Raw genomic sequence first — 17,171 nt, 5'->3', positions numbered from 1 at the left:
TCCGACTCCTTCAGGGGCCGCTCAAAACGCGTTTGCGTTCAAGCGAGGTGCGAATTATAGACACCACAAAAAACCTGTCAACACCCAAACGCTACTTTATTTCCAGACGCGAAAAACGACGCTTGCCAACCTGCACTACAACGCGCGCTCCAACCGGCAATGCAACCTCTTTACTCTGAACCTTCTCGCCATCCAGGCGAACCGCACCTTGCTGGATCATACGCAGGGCCTCAGACGTGCTTGCAGTAAGGCCCGCCTGTTTCAATGCGTGCACAAGCAAGCACTCCCCACCCTCCGAGGCGATCACCACTTCGGGCATATCCTCCGGCAACACGCCTCGCTGGAACCGAGCTTCAAACTCGTCATGCGCGGCAACGGCCGACGCAGCATCATGGAACCTTGCCACGAGCTCTTTGGCGAGTTCGACCTTCACATCCCGCGGGTTACGACCGCCATCGACGTCATCACGCAACTTCGAGATCTCCACTGCCGAGCGAAACGACAGCAGCTCAAAGTAACGCCACATCAAAACATCGGAAATCGACATCAACTTACCGAAGATCTCCGAAGGCGACTCATCGATACCGATGTAGTTACCGAGCGACTTGGACATTTTATTAACGCCGTCCAGGCCTTCAAGTAGCGGCATCATCAAGACACACTGGGGCGCCTGGCCGTAGTCTTTCTGCAACTCGCGTCCGACCAGGAGATTGAATTTCTGGTCCGTGCCGCCGAGCTCGACGTCTGACTTCATCGCAACCGAGTCATAGCCTTGGCAAAGCGGGTAGAGAAATTCATGCACGGCAATCGATTGATTGTTCGCGTAGCGCTTCGAGAAGTCATCTCGCTCCAACATGCGCGCAACGGTGTAGTGCGATGAGAGCCGGAGCATGCCCGCAGCGCCCAGATCATTCATCCAGGCAGAATTGAAACAAACCTCGGTACGTGCCGGATCGAGCACCTTGTATACCTGCGCCTCATATGTGCGCGCATTTTCGAGAATCTGCTCGCGAGACAATGGCGGGCGGGTCGCGTTCTTACCGCTGGGATCGCCAATCATTCCGGTGAAATCGCCAATCAGGAACATGACGTGATGCCCCAACTCCTGAAAATGGCGAAGCTTGTTCAATAACACCGTATGCCCCAGATGCAGGTCTGGTGCGGTTGGGTCGAAGCCGGCCTTGATCCTGAGGGGCCGGCCGGCCTGCAGTTTTGCAACCATCTCCGACTCAACAAGAAGCTCATCAGCCCCTCGCTTGATCAACTCAAGCGCTGCACTTACATCACTCATCCAACCACCTTACAGTTTTGGTGTATCGAGCCGATACGCTTTTTGCTAGACTCGAAAAAATTTGTCGCCGGGGACGTCATGCTTATCCGAAAGTCCAAAATTCTAGCCGATCGGGCCGATCAACGCGCGCCAAAGCTGTCGCGTCGCTGGCTCTCGGTCGGTGTCGTCGGAGCGCTTTCGCTTACGGTTGTCGCCGCCACCGCGGTCGCGCCCAACCAAACGGCCAATGTTTCAACCCAGACAATCACCGAAACGCTCGGTACACCACAGTTCAGCATTGCCGCCAGCAGTGACCTGCCATTTGTACATGAAGACCGTGTACGCCGCGGCGACACCCTTGAAACAATCTTTCAGCGGCTTGGCGTCAACGATGCAGAAGCCAGCCGCTTCATGCGTAAAAGCGACGAAGGCCGCCAGGCCCTCAGGCAATTGCGCGCCGGCAAGACTGTCACAGCAACCGTGGCACCCGACGGCAGCCTCATTGAACTGACACTCCCCCAGACACGAGGCGAGGATGTCTTCGCACTGGAACGCGACGGCGCCACGTTTAAGGCAAAGTCGGATCAGAAAGCGCTGACCAGCATTGTCGAGATGCGAAGCGGCACGATTCGGCACTCGCTATTTGGTGCGACAGAAGCCGCCGGACTCCCGGACGCAGTCGCCACGCGCCTGGCAGATCTCTTCGGCACGGAAATCGATTTTCGGACCGATCTGCGCAAAGGCGACCGCTTTAGCGTCGTCTACGAAACGCTCGTCAACGAAGACGGCCGCCAGAGTGGCATCGGCCGCGTTCTCGCCGCCGAGTTCGTCAACCAGGGGCGGAGGCATGCAGTCGTTTTGTATCGGGATAAAGACGGCCGCGAGGACTATTACTCGGAAGACGGGCGCAGCCTGAAACAGGCCTTCCTGCGCTTCCCGCTGGAATTTACACGCGTCACCTCAGGCTTCTCGCAGCGCTTCCATCCGATCCTGAAGAAATGGCGCCAGCACAAGGGTGTGGACTTTGGCGCACCGTCCGGCAGCGCCATCAAGGCAACATCCAACGGCACCGTCGATTTCGTCGGCACAAAAGGCGGCTACGGCAAGGTGGTCATCATCCGCCACCGCGACAAGATCACGACGCTCTACGCGCACATGAAAGGCTTCGCGAGTGGATTGCGCAAAGGCGCTGCCGTCACCCAAGGCGATATCATCGGCTATGTTGGTCAGACGGGCTGGGCGACCGGCCCTCACCTGCACTACGAATTCCGCGTCAGTGATACTGCCAAAGACCCGATGTCGATTGCGCTGCCAACGGCCAATCCGCTCTCGAAGTCGGAGCTTGTGGCGTTCAATACTGCAACCCAGATGTACCGTAAGCGCATCGAGCTCCTGAACCCCGAGCGCGAAATCAACTAAGCCACACAAGGCACCAAACACGTCGGGCCTGCCGTTTGTTCAACGGCAGGCCCGACGTGGTTTACAAACCTTGCTTGCGAGGATTACACAGAGAAGGAGGATCCGCAGCCGCAGGTTGTTGAGGCATTCGGGTTGCGAATGACGAACTGCGCCCCTTCAAGACCTTCTGAATAGTCAATCTCGGCGCCCACCAGATACTGGTAGCTCATCGGATCAACCAACAGGGTCACACCGTTCTTTACCATCGCGGTGTCGTCTTCAGCCACCTCCTCATCAAAGGTGAAGCCGTACTGGAATCCGGAGCAGCCGCCGCCACTCACAAAGACACGAAGCTTCAAGGCCTCGTTACCCTCTTCTTCAATCAGTTCCTTAACCTTGTTGGCCGCACTGTCGGTGAAGACCAAAAGATCACCCAAGTCAGTCGCAGTTGCTTCCATTATCTCTCCCGGGGATGTTGAGGCCTGGCGCGAAGCATGCGCCTAAACCTTCTAGCAGTATGTAGACGGTAGCGCATCGGCAAGAGTTCCGCCAGCGTGCGCAACCACTGAAAAAACAGTCGGCCACAATGACAAAAGCCGCCCAAAGGCGGCTCTTGTGGACCCGAAACGATTAACGCTTCGAGAACTGCTTCCGGCGACGAGCCTTGTGGAAGCCGACTTTCTTACGTTCGACTTCACGTGCATCGCGTGTCACGAAACCAGCGCGGCGAAGATCACCCTTCAACTCGGGGTTGTAGTCGATCAGCGCACGCGTAATGCCGTGACGAACCGCACCGGCCTGACCCGACTCACCGCCGCCATCGACATTCACCATGATGTCGAAAGTGGTTTCGTTGCTCGTCAGAACCAGCGGTTGGCGCACAATCATGCGGCCCGTTTCGCGGGAGAAGAATTGGTCTACCGGCTTGCCGTTGACAACAATGTTGCCACTGCCAGCCTTGATGAAAACACGCGCCACCGCACTCTTGCGACGCCCCGTGCCGTAGTTATAGGTCACAGCCATTTGGAGGCTCCTGCTTAGATGTCGAGAACTTGCGGCTGCTGAGCCGTATGCGGATGCTCGGTACCGGCATAGCACTTGAGCTTTTTCAGCATTGCGTAACCCAGCGGACCTTTCGGCAGCATGCCTTTGACGGCGAGTTCAAGCACGCGACCGGGCTTGCGCTGCTGCAGCTTGGAAAAGCTGGTTTCGTACAGGCCACCGGGATAACCCGAGTGGCGGTAGTACTTCTTGTCTTCGGCTTTGTTGCCGGTGACACGAAGCTTGTCCACGTTGACGACCACGATGAAATCGCCGGTGTCCACGTGAGGCGTAAAGATCGGCTTGTGCTTACCGCGCAGGCGACGGGCCACCTCGGCAGCGAGACGGCCAAGCACTTTGTCCGTCGCATCGACGACGAACCAGCCCCGCTGAACTTCATGCGGCTTGGCAGAGAAGGTTTTCATGTTTGTTCCTTGTTTTCTCGTCAGGCCTTCTGTCTCGACGGCCACCGAATAGAAAGCCGCCAATCCTAAACGAGCCACCAGACAAGTGTCAATGATATTTTTCGTCCTTGCGACGGATTGCAGGCAAAAAAAACGCAGCCGGGTAGGCTGCGTTAAATCCACACCAAAGGAGGAGGGTGGAGGAGACAATCTGGAGATCGGGCGCCGCTGGCACACATCAATCTCGAACGGTTCCAATTATCTTCATCACACCCCCCCTCTGCAAGCCTTTTTTGTGCAATGCGTCATAAATGTTTCGATCGCACTATAAACAATATTTATCACCATTAAACCCGCTGGCTGCAGGCGTTTCATGAACGACCGGGCTCAACTGGCGCTCGCGCCGAAAAAAACCGAGCGGCGATTTGTGCATCGCAGCACGCGACGGCTCGGCGCCCTGCCACGCAGTTGCTAGAATTGCGCTCTCAGAATGCGGGGCATCGCAAGCCACCGCAATGACATCAGAAGGAATCGAGGCATGGAATGCGTAGTGAAATGGGTTGGAGACGCGAGCTTTCTCGCCGAGACCGGCAGCGGGCACACCGTGGTCATGGACGGCGCCCCCGAAGCGGGCGGCCGTAATCTCGCGCCTCGCCCCATGGAAATGCTGTTGGTGGGCGCGGGCGGCTGCACGGCGTTTGACGTGATGCTTATCCTCAAGCGCGGGCGCCACCCCGTCTCGGACTGCCAGGTGAAGATTCAGGCTGACCGTGCTGACACCGACCCGAAGGTCTTCACGCGCCTCCACTATCACTACATCGTCACTGGAGCCGGCCTCAAGGCAAGCGCGGTCGAACGCGCCATCCACATGTCTGCAGAAAAATACTGCTCAGCGTCGATCATGCTCGGCATGACGGCGGAGGTCAGCCACACTTGGGAGATCGTCGACCCAAGCGTGGATCAGACCCAATAGGCGGTTGTCGTCATCACGCGCGATGCCCCGCGCATCGCCGCGCAAACCATTGACGGCAGGGGCGCGCCGCCGAGCGCGAGCGCCTTGTCGGCATGCTCGCCCTCATCGATCATCATCTGCGTCACGATGGCGCGTGAGCGGGCATCCTCGTCGGGGAGTTGCGTCAGGTGCGACTTCAAGTGCGACGCCACCTGACGCTCAGTCTCGGCGAGAAAGCCGAGATTCCACGCTTCGCCGAACTTGCCCGCGAGCACACCAATGGTCAGCGCACCGCCGTACCAGAGCGGATTCAGCAGGCTCTTGCGCCCACCAAGCTCACGGATGCGGTGCTCGGTCCAGGCCAAATGCTCGGTCTCCTCATCGGCCGCCTGACGCAGCGCGAGCGTCACCTCTGGCTGGCGTGACATCAGCGCCTGTCCTTGATACAGCGCTTGCGCGCAGATCTCACCAACGTGGTTGATCCGCATCAACGCCGCGGCGCGTTGACGATCGGCATCTGCCAGCATGGGCTCAGGCAGATCGGCCCCGGGCAAAGGGCGCTGGCTGGTCGCCGGCGCAAAAACGGTTCGCAAGGCGCGGTCGACGTGAAGAATCAGTGCATCGATCATGACGGCGCGCTCATCGCCAGTCGGTTGGCGGAAAACGCAGCTTCTGGATGACATCCCTGGCTTGCAGCGGCGTCGTGCCATGACACAGAAAATCCTGCATCAACACGCTTTTAGGCTCGAAACTGCTGTTGCCCACCGGACGCCACGGGTTCACCTTGGGCGCCGACCACTCGCCCTCCGCCGCGATGGCATACAGACGGTTTTCGCCCGTAGCGCACCGGAACCCCTCGTAGGTAACCGATACCGCACCGCGGGTCGATCGCGTCACCAAAGGCAATCGCGTCACACCATCCTTGCCAATTTCGACATGGGCGCCATCCACAAAGAAGCTCCCCTGCCCGCGGCGACGCACATCGAATTCGATCAAATCGGCTTCAACGGGCATCGCCGTCGGCAAAACAACGTCTGCTTCATCCCATTTCACGATTTCATTGGGGTCTTGCCACTCACGCACTGGCCCGTTGATGGTACATCCGGCAAGCGCAGCCACCACGACCGCGCTCGCTACGCGCACAAACTGCTTCGCGTGCATGCATTCTCCCTTTGACTGGCTACGCCCCAATGGCGGCCTCAATTTCGGCAAACGTGCGGGCGACCTCACCCACGAAGGGCGGAATCCCCAGCTGCCGTGCTATTTGCGACGCCGAAAACACCCCCCGAATATGTGCTGGCAGACCGGCCTCGCCCGGCTCGACCACCAGCGCGTGCTGTCGTCCAAGCAAGCGCAGCGCGCTCACGACATCGCCAACATGGGCATTGAGCACATCACGAAGCGCGAACGCCTCGACCGCATCGACGCGGGTCATGATATCGGCGATCGTCAGATCGGCCACCGCCACCGCACGGCTTTGCGCCACCATCACAGGCTGCTCGCCAAGCAGATCGCTGGCCGTGACCAGCCCTTTGACCGCGCGGCGATCATCGGTCACGAGCAGCATGCGCACGCCACGCAGAATCATGGCCTGACGCGCATCATCGAGATTCATTCCGGCGGGGATGGTCGCCGCCGGCACCCGATGAAGATCGGTCATGACTTCCACGGCCGATGAGCGCGCGCTCACCCGTCGAGGCACGCCGGGCTCGGGCACCTGGTAGACAACGTCTCCCAAGCGGATGGCAGGCAGCGGATTGGTATTGTTCTGGGTCTGATCCATCGTCTCCTCCTTAGGTCGCGAGCCGTGATCAGGCGATCACGGGAGCATGGACTGCTCCCGACGTCAGACCATCGGATCGGGCGACCGGTTCTGCGGCATGTGCCGCTGGCGCGATAGCAGGTCGGACAATTCCTTGAGCGCCTGCTGGTAAACCCCTCGCTTGAACTCAATCACCGTGTCGAGCGGCACCCAATAATCACTCCAGCGCCAGGCATCGAATTCTGGATGACTGCATGCCCGCAGGCAGACGTCCGTATCGCGGCCGACCAGCCGGAGCAGAAACCAGATCTGTTTCTGCCCGCGATACGTGTCTCTCCACTGGCGTTTGATCCAGTGTTTGGGCACGTCATACTTGAGCCAGCCACGGGTTCGGCCAAGGATTTTGACATGCTCGGGATGCAGACCGACTTCCTCATGGAGTTCTCGAAACATGGCCTGCTCCGGCGATTCGCCGTGCTTGATACCACCTTGCGGAAACTGCCAGGAATGCTCCCGAATACGCTTACCCCAAAAGACCTCGTCCCGATGGTTGACCAGAATGATGCCGACGTTCGGGCGATAGCCTTCACGATCGAGCATGATGGAACCTTAAATTGTCTGAGTTGATAGCGATTTTTCCACACTTCCTGCGGCATTGAAAGCAGGCGCACAGCACGATTCACGCCACTGCTGTCGATGACGGAATGGGCTACGGTAGAATCACTGCCTTTGATACCACCTTTATTGCGGAATTCGACCCATGCGCGCCTCGCACTATTTCATCTCCACGCTCAAGGAAGCCCCCTCTGACGCCGAAGTAACCAGTCAGAAGCTGATGCTGCGCGCCGGCCTGATCAAAAAAACCGCTGCCGGCATCTACAGCTGGATGCCGCTGGGACTGAAAGCCTTGCGTAAAGTCGAAAACATCGTGCGAGAAGAAATGAACCGCGCCGGCGCCCTCGAAGTGCTGATGCCTGCTGTGCAACCTGCCGAGCTGTGGGAAGAGTCCGGCCGTGCCACGCATTACGGCCCGGAATTGCTGCGCTTCAAGGATCGCCATGATCGCGACTTCGTGATCGGCCCCACGCACGAAGAGGTCATCACCGACATCGCCCGGCGCGACATCCGCAGCTACAAGCAGCTGCCCAAGCACTTCTATCAGGTGCAGACCAAGTTCCGCGACGAGATCCGTCCCCGCTTCGGCGTCATGCGCGGGCGTGAGTTCCTGATGAAAGACGGTTACTCCTTCCACAGCAGCTTCGACGATCTGGTGCGCGAGTACAACAACATGTACGCCACCTATACGCGCATCTTCACCCGCATCGGCCTGGAGTTCCGCGCCGTCGCGGCCGACACCGGCTCGATTGGCGGCACCGGTTCGCACGAATTCCACGTGATTGCCGAAACCGGCGAAGACGATATCGCCTACTGCCCCGACTCCGACTACGCCGCCAACGTCGAACTGGCCGAAGCGCAGCCCGGCAGCACCGTACACGGCGTGGCCACCGAAGCGCTCACAAAGATCCACACGCCGGGCGTCAAGACCATCGCCGATCTGGCCGCCTTCCTGAACATTCCCGACACGCAAACCGTCAAAGCCATCGTCGTCGAGTCCGATGACGAAGTACCCAAGGCCGTGCTGATGCTGCTGCGCGGCGACCATGAGCTCAACGAGATCAAGGCGCAGAACCTCGAGGGCATCAAGTCGCCGCTCACCTTCGCCACGCCCGAAGCCATTGCCACCGCATTCGGCGCGAATCCGGGTTCGCTCGGCCCGGTCGGCTTCACCGGCCGCGTGATCATGGACCGCAGCGTCGCCGCGATGAGCGACTTTGTCATTGGCGCCAACGAAGACGACTACCACTACACCGGCGCCAACATCGGCCGCGACTTCCCCGGCCCCGAGATCGTCGATCTGCGCAACGTCGTCGCTGGCGACCCCTCGCCCGACGGCAAGGGCACGCTCGCGCTGTGCCGCGGCATCGAGGTCGGCCACATCTTCCAGCTGCGCACCAAATACGCAGAAGCCATGGGCGCGCGATTCCTCGACGAAAACGGTCGCGAACAGCCCATGGAGATGGGTTGCTACGGCATCGGCGTCTCGCGCATTCTCGGCGCCGCCATCGAACAGAACAACGACGAGCGCGGCATTATCTGGCCGAGCGCGATTGCGCCCTTCCAGCTGGTCATCTGCCCGGTTGGCTGGAGCAAATCCGACGCCGTGCGCGAAGCCGCCCAGGCGCTGTACACCGAGCTGAGCGAGGCCGGCGTGGATGTCATCCTCGATGACCGCAACGAGCGCCCCGGCGTGATGTTTGCCGACTGGGAGCTGATCGGCGTGCCGCATCGCGTGGTCATTGGCGACCGCGGCCTGAAGGAAGGCTCGGCCGAATACCAAGGCCGTCGCGACGCCAGCGCCACCGCCGTGCCCGTCGCCGAACTGGCCGCCTTCGTGCACGAGAAACTGTCCGCATGACGACACCGGCCCGCCCGCTTCGCCGCCTGCTCGGCGCCACCGCGATTGTCTCGCTGGTGACGCTGGCGGGCATGCAAGGCGCGCAGGCCGGGCAGCAACAGTACGAACCGCTGTCGGCCAGTGTGCAGGCATCGCTGCAGGGCGCGGTCAGCGATCGCGCCCCGCGCCAGCCCATTTTTGCCAGCCATGCGCTACGTGATCACTGGCTCGGCGAGATGAGTCGCCAACTCGCCAAGCGCATCCCCGACGCGCGCTATCGCAACGACCTGCTGCTATCGGTGCACTACGAAGCCACCCGCGCCGGGCTCGACCCGCAACTGGTGCTCGGGCTGATTCAGGTCGAGAGCAATTTCCGCAAATACGCCGTCTCATCGGCCGGCGCACGCGGCTACATGCAGATCATGCCCTTCTGGTCCAAGCTGCTCGCGCAGAGCGAAGACAACCTCTTCCACCTGCGTACCAACCTGCGCTACGGCTGCACCATCCTGCGCCACTATCTGGATATCGAAAAAGGCGACCTCTTCCGTGCACTGGGCCGCTACAACGGCAGCCTCGGCAAAGCGGACTACCCCAACAAGGTGCACGCCGCCTGGCAGCGCTGGGCCTACCAGCCGCCGCCCGAGCTGATCACCGCCGCCAACCTGCCCGACGCACGGCGCTAACCCCTGTGTGGAAAGCGCTGCGTATCGCTTTGCTGCTGATTGTTCTGGCCACCGTCGCGCTCGGCGCCTGGCGCGCCCAAAGCCGCGCGACGTCGTGGATCAATACGCTGCATGTGACGATCTACCCGATCAACGCCGACGGCCGCGACGCCACCGCCCGCCACATCGCACAACTCGGCCCACGCGATTTCGAACCGATCGCCGAATGGCTCGGCAGCGAGGCGCAGCGATACGGCATCAATACGCTCAAACCGCTTGCCATCACCCTGGCGCCGCCTCGCCAAAGCCTGCCGCCGCAGCCCCTGCGCCACCCCAGCGCCTGGGAGGCCATCGTGTGGAGTTTGCAAATGCGCCACTGGGCCTGGCGCAACGACGACAGCCCCGGCCCGCGACCGGACGTGCGTCTGTTTGTGCAGTATCACGACCCGGCATTGCAGGCCTCGGTGCAACACTCGGTCGGGCTGGAGAAAGGCCTGATCGGGCTGGCCAATGTGTTTGCCAGCCGGGTTGATCACGGCGGCAACCTGATGGTGATCGCTCACGAAATGCTGCACACCGTGGGCGCCACCGACAAATACGATCCCGCCACGCTGATGCCGCGCTTCCCCGACGGCTATGCCGACCCCGATCAGCGTCCCGCCACCCCGCAGACCCGGGCCGAGATCATGGCCGGGCGCATTCCGCTGACGCCGGAGCGCGCAGACGTCCCGGTCAGCCTGCGCTATGTGCTCGTCGGGCCAATCACCGCCGCCGAGATCGGCTGGCTGCGCACGCCTTAAGCCAGGGCGGCGAGCAGTTTTTCGTGAATGCCGCCAAAGCCGCCGTTACTCATCACCAGCAAGTGATCGCCCGGCTCGGCCGCGGCAACGGCCGCACTGACCAGCGCTGACACTTCGTCAAAGCACTGCACCGCCTCGCCCAGCGGCGCCAGCGCGCCCGACACATCCCAATCGACACCGCCGCAGTAACACAGCACCGCGTCGGCGCCGGCCAGGCTCTCGGGCAATAGCGCCTTCATCACGCCCAGCTTCATGGTGTTCGAGCGCGGCTCGAGAATCGCCAGAATCCGCCCGCCCTTCACCCGCTTGCGCAGGCCGGAGATCGTCAGTTCGATCGCCGTGGGGTGATGAGCGAAATCGTCATACACCGTCACGCCCTTGACCACGCCGCGCACTTCCAGCCGGCGGCGCACGCCTTCAAAACGGCTGAGCGCGGCAATCGCGGCCGCCGGCGGAACGCCCACATGTCGCGCCGCGGCGACCGCAGCCAACGCGTTGCTGAGGTTGTGCGTGCCAGCCATCGGCGTCGCCACCGATCCGAGATCCTTCCCGGCCAGCGCAAACTGCGCCACGCCGGCCTCATCCATCGTCGCCTGCCAGCCGTCCGGGCCGTTGAACCGCTCCAGCTCCGACCAGCAACCGCGGTCGATCACCCGCGCCAGCGCCTCGGCCTCGGCGTTGGCTACGATCCGGCCGGTGGCCGGCATGATCCGCACCAGGTGATGAAACTGCGTCTCGATCGCTGCCAGATCCGCGAAGATGTCCGCGTGATCGAACTCCAGATTGTTGAGAATCGCCGTGCGCGGCCGGTAGTGCACAAACTTGGAGCGCTTGTCGCAGAAGGCCGTGTCGTACTCGTCCGCCTCGATCACAAAAAACGGTGAGTCGGTCAGCCTCGCCGACACACCGAAGTTTTTCGGCACCCCGCCAATCAGAAAACCCGGATTCAGCCCGCCATCTTCCAGCATCCAGGCCAGCAAGGACGCCGTCGTGGTCTTGCCATGCGTGCCGGCCACGCCCAGCACCCATTTGTCACGCAGCACATGGTCGGCCAGCCACTGCGGGCCCGACACATACGGCGCGCCGGCATCGAGAATCGCTTCAAGCAGCGGGTTGCCGCGCGAAATCGCATTGCCGACCACATAGACATCCGGCGCGAGCGCCATCTGCGAGGCCTCGTAGCCTGAGGTCAGCGCAATGCCCTCGGCTTCGAGCTGCGTGCTCATCGGCGGGTAGACGTTGGCATCACAGCCGGTCACGGTATGGCCGGCGGCCCGCGCCAGGAGGGCAACCCCGCCCATGAAGGTGCCGCAAATGCCGAGAATATGGATGTGCATGAAAGCTCCCGCGCCGGGCGTCCGCAAAAAGCGGTCTGTCATCCGGACGTGTAGAATGTGCTGGTCTGTTCCGTCTGGCCACGCCGTCAGGATTCACAAGGCCAGAGATTCTAACCGATGGCGATCAGGGAGCCGCGCATGTCAAGCCGACACTCAGGGTCACGGACCGGTCACCTGCGTCAGGAAATCTCCGCGCTTGCCGCGCGCATGATGGCCGAGGACGGCGTTCAGGACTTTGGCTTTGCCAAGCGCAAGGCCGCCCGCCAGCTCGGCGCCACCGACGCCGACACGCTGCCCACCAACGCCGAAATCGAAGCGGCGCTGCGTGAATACCAGTCGATTTACCAGGACGACGAACACGCCGAGCGCCTCTACGCCATGCGCTGTGCCGCCGTCGAGGTCCTCCAGCTGCTGGCGCCTTTTCGCGCCTATCTCACCGGCGCGGTGCTCGACGGCACCGCCGGGCGGTACGCCGAAATCGACATCGAAGCCTTCGCCGACAGCGCCAAGGATGTCGAGATTTTCTTTCTGAACCAGGACATCCGCTACGAACACCGCGAGCCGCGCCGGCTCACCCACGAACCGCCCGAAGCCATTCTGGTGTTCGACTGGAACGAGGTGCCGGTGCGCCTGTCGGTCTACGACGCCCGCGCCGAGCGCCGCAGCCACACCGACCGCGCTCGCCTCGACGCCGTCCAACGCCTGCTGGCGGAGTCCATCCCCCAACCATGATCCGACTCCCGCAGTCCGCACTCATCGTCCTGGTCGCCATCGCCGCTGGCGCGCTCGGTTACTGGACCAGCCGCAACACCACACCCGCCATCATCCGTCCGCTGGCCAGCGCGTCCAGCCCCAGCAGCCCCGACACCGTGGCCCCCACCGAAGGCGCACGCCTGCTGGCCACCGCCTTGCCGGACGCCGACGGCAAGATGCACGCGCTGAGCGAACTGAAAGACAACATCGTCGTCGCCAACTTCTGGGCCACCTGGTGTCCGCCCTGCCGCAAGGAGATCCCCGACTTCAGCGATGTGTCCGTGCGCTACCATGCGCGCGGCGTCCGCTTCGTCGGCCTGAGCCTGGATACGCCCGAACGCGTCGCCGCGTTTCGCGATGAAATGAAGGTGCCCTACCCCTTGCTGATCGGCGACGGGTCGACGGTCGATCTGGCCGCCAAACTCGGCAACCCGGCCGGCGCGCTGCCCTTTACCGTCATCCTCGATCGCCAGGGCCAGATCCGCCACCTGTCGGTCGGGGGCTTGAGCAAATCGGATCTGGAAGGCAAAATCTCGGCGCTGCTTCCGTGAGCAACATGCGTCCGCCGCTGGACAAAATGTTGCGAAATGCGGCAAACTTGCCGACATGACGCCGAGAAATCGCAAAAAAGGGGCGCAACAGCCGCCATCTGACCAAGCGCTCGTGCTCGTACTGCACGGGCCGAATCTCAACCTTCTGGGCTCTCGCGAACCCGATGTGTATGGTCGGACCACCCTGGCCGACATCCATACCGCCATGCTGAACCGGGCAGGCGCGGCGAGCGTCCGCCTCGAATCCTTTCAGAGCAACCACGAAGGTGAGCTGATCGACCGCGTTCAGGCTGCCGCGACGGAAGGCGTCGACTTCATCATCATCAATCCGGCGGGCTACACACACACCAGCGTCGCCCTGCGCGACGCCCTGGCGGCCGTGGCCATTCCCTACGTGGAAGTGCATTTGTCGAACATCCACAGTCGGGAAGCCTTCCGCCATCACTCGTATTTTTCCGATCAAGCCGTCGGCGTGATCTGTGGGCTGGGGGCCGATGGCTACCTGGCCGCACTCGATTTCGCCCTGGCGCGCCTGACACAACATTAAGACGCCGGCGAACCGCCGGCATCTACTGGAGAACCTCATGGATCTGCGCAAGCTGAAGAAACTGATCGACCTCGTCCAGGAATCGGGCATTTCCGAACTGGAAGTCACCGAGGGCGAAGAAAAAGTGAGAATCGCCAAACACAGCTTTTCGCATGCGGCCCCGCAGCCCGTGCAGCACAACGTACATGCCGCCCCCGTGGCGGCCGCGCCAGCAGCGGCCGTCGCGACGGACTCGACCGGCCCCGAGAGCACCTTGCCGGCAGGCCATGTGCTGACCTCTCCGATGGTGGGCACCTTCTACCGCGCCGCCTCGCCGGGCAGCGACGCTTTCGCCAATGTGGGCGACACCGTTGCCGTGGGCGACGCGCTGTGCATCATCGAAGCCATGAAGCTGATGAACGAGATCGACTCTGACGCCGCCGGCGTGATCAAAGCCATCCTGGTCGAGAATGGCCAGCCGGTCGAATTCGGCCAGCCGCTGATGATCATCGGCTAAGCCCGGATGACTCATCTCCTCGCTCATCACAACTGGACCCGCTGGCATGTTCGATAAAATCCTCATCGCCAACCGAGGCGAAATTGCCCTGCGTGTACTGCGCGCTTGCCGCGAACTGGGCGTTCGCACCGTCGCCGTTCACTCCACCGCCGACACCGAAGCCAAGTACGTCAAGCTGGCCGACGAGTCCGTCTGCATCGGCCCGGCGCCCTCCTCGCAAAGCTATCTCAATGTCCCGGCCATCATTTCGGCCGCCGAAGTCACTGACGCCGAAGCGATCCATCCGGGCTACGGCTTTCTCTCCGAAAACGCCGACTTTGGCGAACGCGTCGAGCAATCCGGTTTCGTCTTCATCGGCCCGCGACCCGAAACCATCCGCCTGATGGGTGACAAGGTCTCCGCCAAAGACGCCATGAAAGCCGCCGGTGTGCCCTGCGTGCCCGGCTCCGACGGCGCCCTGCCCGACGACCCGAAAGAAGTCGTCAAGATCGCTCGCGCGGTGGGCTATCCGGTGATCATCAAGGCCGCGGGCGGCGGCGGCGGTCGTGGCATGCGTGTGGTGCATACCGAGGCAGCCCTCATCAACGCCGTCACCACCACCAAGACCGAGGCCCAATCGGCCTTCGGCAACCCGGTGGTGTACATGGAAAAATACCTGGAGCGTCCGCGCCATGTGGAAATCCAGATCATGGCCGACGCTCACGGCAACGCGGTGCACCTCGGTGAGCGCGACTGCTCCATGCAACGCCGCCACCAGAAGGTCATCGAAGAGGCACCCGCGCCCGGCATCGACCGCAAACTGATCGCCAAGATCGGCGAACGTTGCGCTGAAGCCTGCCGCAAGATCGGCTATCGCGGCGCCGGCACCTTCGAGTTCCTCTACGAAGACGGCGAGTTCTACTTCATCGAGATGAACACCCGCGTTCAGGTCGAACACCCGGTCACAGAAGCCATTACCGGTGTCGACATCGTGCAGGCGCAGATCCGTGTGGCCGCCGGCGAAAAGCTGTGGCTCAACCAGAAAGACATCCGCTTCGCCGGCCACGCCGTCGAATGCCGCATCAACGCCGAAGACCCGTTCAAGTTCACACCCAGCCCCGGCCGCATCACCAACTGGCACATGCCGGGTGGCCCCGGCGTGCGCGTCGACTCGCATGCCTACAACGGCTACACCGTGCCGCCGCATTACGACTCAATGATCGGCAAGCTGATCACCTACGGCGACACGCGTGAGCAGGCCATCCGCCGCATGCAGATCGCGCTCTCCGAGACCGTGATTGCCGGCATCAAGTCCAATGTGCCGCTGCACCAGGAACTGATGCGCGACCCCCGCTTCATGGAAGGTGGCACCAGCATCCACTATCTCGAAAAACGCCTGGCCGAACGCGAGAAGCCCTGATCGCATGTGGATAAACGTCACTATTCTGGCCGACGCCAACCGCGCCGAACAACTCTCCGACGCCTTGATGGACGAAGGTGCGCTGTCGGTGAGTATCGAAGACGCCGACGCTGGCACCGACGCCGAGCGTCCGCAATTCGGCGAGCCCGGCATGGCGCCCGCCAGCCTGTGGGACCACAGCCGCGTGCTCGCCCTGTTCGACAAGAACGCCGATATCACCAGCGCACTGGCGCGGGCATCGGGCGCAGTCGGCTTCGAGCAGGTACCGTCCTTCACACTCGAAGACGTCGCCGAACAGAACTGGGTGCAGCTGACGCAATCCCAGTTCGACCCGATCCGCATCACCGATCGGCTGTGGATTGTCCCGTCCTGGCACGAAGCGCCGAATCCTGACGCCATCAATATCGCGCTCGACCCTGGCATGGCCTTCGGGACGGGTTCGCATCCGACCACCCAGCTGTGTCTGGAATGGCTCGAAGCGGTCGTCACCCCCGGCGCCACGGTGCTCGACTATGGCTGCGGCTCCGGCATTCTGGCCATTGCCGCATCACGGCTCGGCGCCGGCCGAGTTGCCGGCGTCGATATCGACGAAAAGGCCGTCGACGCCGCACGCGACAACGCCGAACGCAATCAGGTCAACATCGAACTACAGATCTCCGCCAAGCCACTGACCGATCAGTTCGATCTGGTGGTCGCCAACATTCTCACCAACCCGTTGTGCGTCCTCGCCCCGGCGCTGTGCGCGCATGTCGCCCCCGGCGGGCAACTCGCCCTGTCGGGCGTACTCGACACACAAACCCAACAAGTCATCGATGCCTACGCGCCCTGGATTGCGCTGAAGGTCGGCAAAACCCACGACGGCTGGGCCCGACTGGAAGGCACCAAACCGTGATGCGCACCCGCTGCCCGGCCTGCCAGACCCTGTTCCGCATCAGCTCGGAACAACTCCGGGCACGGCAGGGCATGGTCCGCTGCGGGCATTGCCGCCACACCTTCAACGCGCTCGACACGCTCGAAGGCGACCCCGCTGTCGCCATCACACCGCCGCCGCCCCTTCGGACCGCGAGCAGCCCCGTATTCATTCTTGAAGATCGCCCCGGCGAATCCACCGGTTTTCGCGCCCCACCGCAAGAGTCCGACCGCCTCGGCCACAGCGAAGAGCAACCCGCCGCACTTTTCCACTGGGGCGGCGGAAATATGACATCGGCACCTGCGCCCGAACCTGCGCCCGAACCTGCGCCCGAACCTGCGCCCGAACCTGCGCCCGAACCTGCGCCCGAACCTGCGCCCGAACCTGCGCCCGAACCTGCGCCCGAACCTGCGCCCGAACCTGCGCCCGAACCT

At 62.2% G+C, this 17,171-nt stretch carries 21 protein-coding genes; 12 read left to right on the top strand and 9 right to left on the bottom strand.

Features of this window, described 5'->3' with window-relative positions; translation table 11 throughout:
* Positions 1-91: 91 nt before the first annotated feature.
* On the bottom strand, positions 92-1,291 hold the full coding sequence (tyrS, locus tag FHP89_RS19690) for a tyrosine--tRNA ligase (protein ID WP_144180139.1): 1,200 nt from the start codon (positions 1,289-1,291) through the stop codon (positions 92-94).
* 78 nt (positions 1,292-1,369) lie between these two features.
* Here tyrS and FHP89_RS19685 point away from each other — a divergent pair, with 78 nt between their 5' ends.
* Complete coding sequence (locus FHP89_RS19685; RefSeq protein WP_144180118.1) at positions 1,370-2,689, top strand: M23 family metallopeptidase; 1,320 nt, start codon at positions 1,370-1,372, stop codon at positions 2,687-2,689.
* Between the two features lie 83 nt (positions 2,690-2,772).
* Here the strand turns inward: FHP89_RS19685 and erpA are convergent, their stop codons facing one another.
* The 3 genes from erpA to rplM form a co-directional block, all read right to left on the bottom strand.
* Positions 2,773-3,126: an iron-sulfur cluster insertion protein ErpA gene (erpA, locus tag FHP89_RS19680; RefSeq protein ID WP_144180116.1), complete on the bottom strand. Its 354-nt coding sequence runs from the start codon at positions 3,124-3,126 to the stop codon at positions 2,773-2,775.
* A gap of 172 nt (positions 3,127-3,298) precedes the next feature.
* Complete coding sequence (gene rpsI, locus FHP89_RS19675) at positions 3,299-3,691, bottom strand: 30S ribosomal protein S9 (protein WP_144180113.1); 393 nt, start codon at positions 3,689-3,691, stop codon at positions 3,299-3,301.
* A 14-nt stretch (positions 3,692-3,705) separates the two neighbouring features.
* Positions 3,706-4,134 (bottom strand): 50S ribosomal protein L13, encoded by a 429-nt coding sequence (gene rplM / locus FHP89_RS19670; protein ID WP_144180141.1) that lies wholly within the window; start codon positions 4,132-4,134, stop codon positions 3,706-3,708.
* Positions 4,135-4,651: 517 nt separating this feature from the next.
* Between rplM and FHP89_RS19665 the strand changes: the two genes are divergently transcribed.
* Positions 4,652-5,086 (top strand): OsmC family protein, encoded by a 435-nt coding sequence (locus tag FHP89_RS19665; protein ID WP_144180110.1) that lies wholly within the window; start codon positions 4,652-4,654, stop codon positions 5,084-5,086.
* Here FHP89_RS19665 and coq7 read toward each other — a convergent pair.
* The 4 genes from coq7 to FHP89_RS19645 form a co-directional block, all read right to left on the bottom strand.
* Positions 5,074-5,694, bottom strand: coding sequence for a 2-polyprenyl-3-methyl-6-methoxy-1,4-benzoquinone monooxygenase (coq7, locus tag FHP89_RS19660; RefSeq protein ID WP_144180107.1), 621 nt, complete (start codon positions 5,692-5,694; stop codon positions 5,074-5,076). The genes FHP89_RS19665 and coq7 overlap by 13 nt on opposite strands.
* A gap of 10 nt (positions 5,695-5,704) precedes the next feature.
* Positions 5,705-6,256, bottom strand: a complete 552-nt coding sequence (locus tag FHP89_RS19655) for a CNP1-like family protein (RefSeq protein ID WP_144180104.1) — start codon at positions 6,254-6,256, stop codon at positions 5,705-5,707.
* A complete protein-coding gene (locus FHP89_RS19650; protein ID WP_144180101.1) occupies positions 6,246-6,848 on the bottom strand; it encodes a CBS domain-containing protein in 603 nt (200 codons plus the stop codon). The genes FHP89_RS19655 and FHP89_RS19650 overlap by 11 nt, the downstream gene beginning before the upstream one ends.
* Positions 6,849-6,911: 63 nt before the next feature.
* Positions 6,912-7,427 (bottom strand): RNA pyrophosphohydrolase, encoded by a 516-nt coding sequence (locus FHP89_RS19645; RefSeq protein WP_144180098.1) that lies wholly within the window; start codon positions 7,425-7,427, stop codon positions 6,912-6,914.
* 160 nt (positions 7,428-7,587) lie between these two features.
* Between FHP89_RS19645 and FHP89_RS19640 the strand changes: the two genes are divergently transcribed.
* The 3 genes from FHP89_RS19640 to FHP89_RS19630 are packed head-to-tail and all read left to right on the top strand — an operon-like array spanning position 7,588 to position 10,744.
* Positions 7,588-9,303 carry a proline--tRNA ligase gene (locus FHP89_RS19640; RefSeq protein WP_144180095.1) on the top strand — a complete coding sequence of 572 codons (1,716 nt, stop codon included), beginning with the start codon at positions 7,588-7,590 and terminating at the stop codon, positions 9,301-9,303.
* Positions 9,300-9,965, top strand: coding sequence for a lytic transglycosylase domain-containing protein (locus tag FHP89_RS19635; protein ID WP_144180092.1), 666 nt, complete (start codon positions 9,300-9,302; stop codon positions 9,963-9,965). Before FHP89_RS19640 ends, FHP89_RS19635 begins: the two co-directional genes overlap by 4 nt.
* A 5-nt stretch (positions 9,966-9,970) precedes the next feature.
* On the top strand, positions 9,971-10,744 hold the full coding sequence (locus FHP89_RS19630) for a hypothetical protein (protein ID WP_144180089.1): 774 nt from the start codon (positions 9,971-9,973) through the stop codon (positions 10,742-10,744).
* Here the strand turns inward: FHP89_RS19630 and mpl are convergent.
* Positions 10,741-12,081, bottom strand: coding sequence for a UDP-N-acetylmuramate:L-alanyl-gamma-D-glutamyl-meso-diaminopimelate ligase (gene mpl / locus FHP89_RS19625; protein WP_144180086.1), 1,341 nt, complete (start codon positions 12,079-12,081; stop codon positions 10,741-10,743). The two genes, FHP89_RS19630 and mpl, sit on opposite strands and share 4 nt — an antisense overlap.
* A gap of 138 nt (positions 12,082-12,219) precedes the next feature.
* Between mpl and FHP89_RS19620 the strand changes: the two genes are divergently transcribed.
* The 7 genes from FHP89_RS19620 to FHP89_RS19590 form a co-directional block, all read left to right on the top strand.
* A complete protein-coding gene (locus FHP89_RS19620) occupies positions 12,220-12,813 on the top strand; it encodes a hypothetical protein (protein ID WP_144180083.1) in 594 nt (197 codons plus the stop codon).
* Positions 12,810-13,385, top strand: a complete 576-nt coding sequence (locus FHP89_RS19615) for a TlpA family protein disulfide reductase (protein ID WP_144180080.1) — start codon at positions 12,810-12,812, stop codon at positions 13,383-13,385. The genes FHP89_RS19620 and FHP89_RS19615 overlap by 4 nt, the downstream gene beginning before the upstream one ends.
* A 55-nt stretch (positions 13,386-13,440) precedes the next feature.
* Positions 13,441-13,932: a type II 3-dehydroquinate dehydratase gene (gene aroQ, locus FHP89_RS19610; RefSeq protein ID WP_144180077.1), complete on the top strand. Its 492-nt coding sequence runs from the start codon at positions 13,441-13,443 to the stop codon at positions 13,930-13,932.
* A 37-nt stretch (positions 13,933-13,969) separates the two neighbouring features.
* A complete protein-coding gene (gene accB / locus FHP89_RS19605; protein ID WP_144180074.1) occupies positions 13,970-14,428 on the top strand; it encodes an acetyl-CoA carboxylase biotin carboxyl carrier protein in 459 nt (152 codons plus the stop codon).
* Positions 14,429-14,474: 46 nt separating this feature from the next.
* Positions 14,475-15,827, top strand: coding sequence for an acetyl-CoA carboxylase biotin carboxylase subunit (accC, locus tag FHP89_RS19600; RefSeq protein WP_144180071.1), 1,353 nt, complete (start codon positions 14,475-14,477; stop codon positions 15,825-15,827).
* Between the two features lie 4 nt (positions 15,828-15,831).
* A complete protein-coding gene (prmA, locus tag FHP89_RS19595; RefSeq protein ID WP_144180068.1) occupies positions 15,832-16,719 on the top strand; it encodes a 50S ribosomal protein L11 methyltransferase in 888 nt (295 codons plus the stop codon).
* Positions 16,719-17,171: zinc-ribbon domain-containing protein (locus FHP89_RS19590; RefSeq protein WP_186300824.1), on the top strand; the 453-nt coding region annotated here is incomplete at its 3' end. The genes prmA and FHP89_RS19590, both read left to right, overlap by 1 nt.

Source organism: Denitromonas ohlonensis (assembly GCF_007625205.1).
Lineage (GTDB): Bacteria > Pseudomonadota > Gammaproteobacteria > Burkholderiales > Rhodocyclaceae > Nitrogeniibacter > Nitrogeniibacter ohlonensis.
Note: the sequence above shows the minus strand (reverse complement) of the source record. Positions and strands in the feature narration are given on the sequence as shown.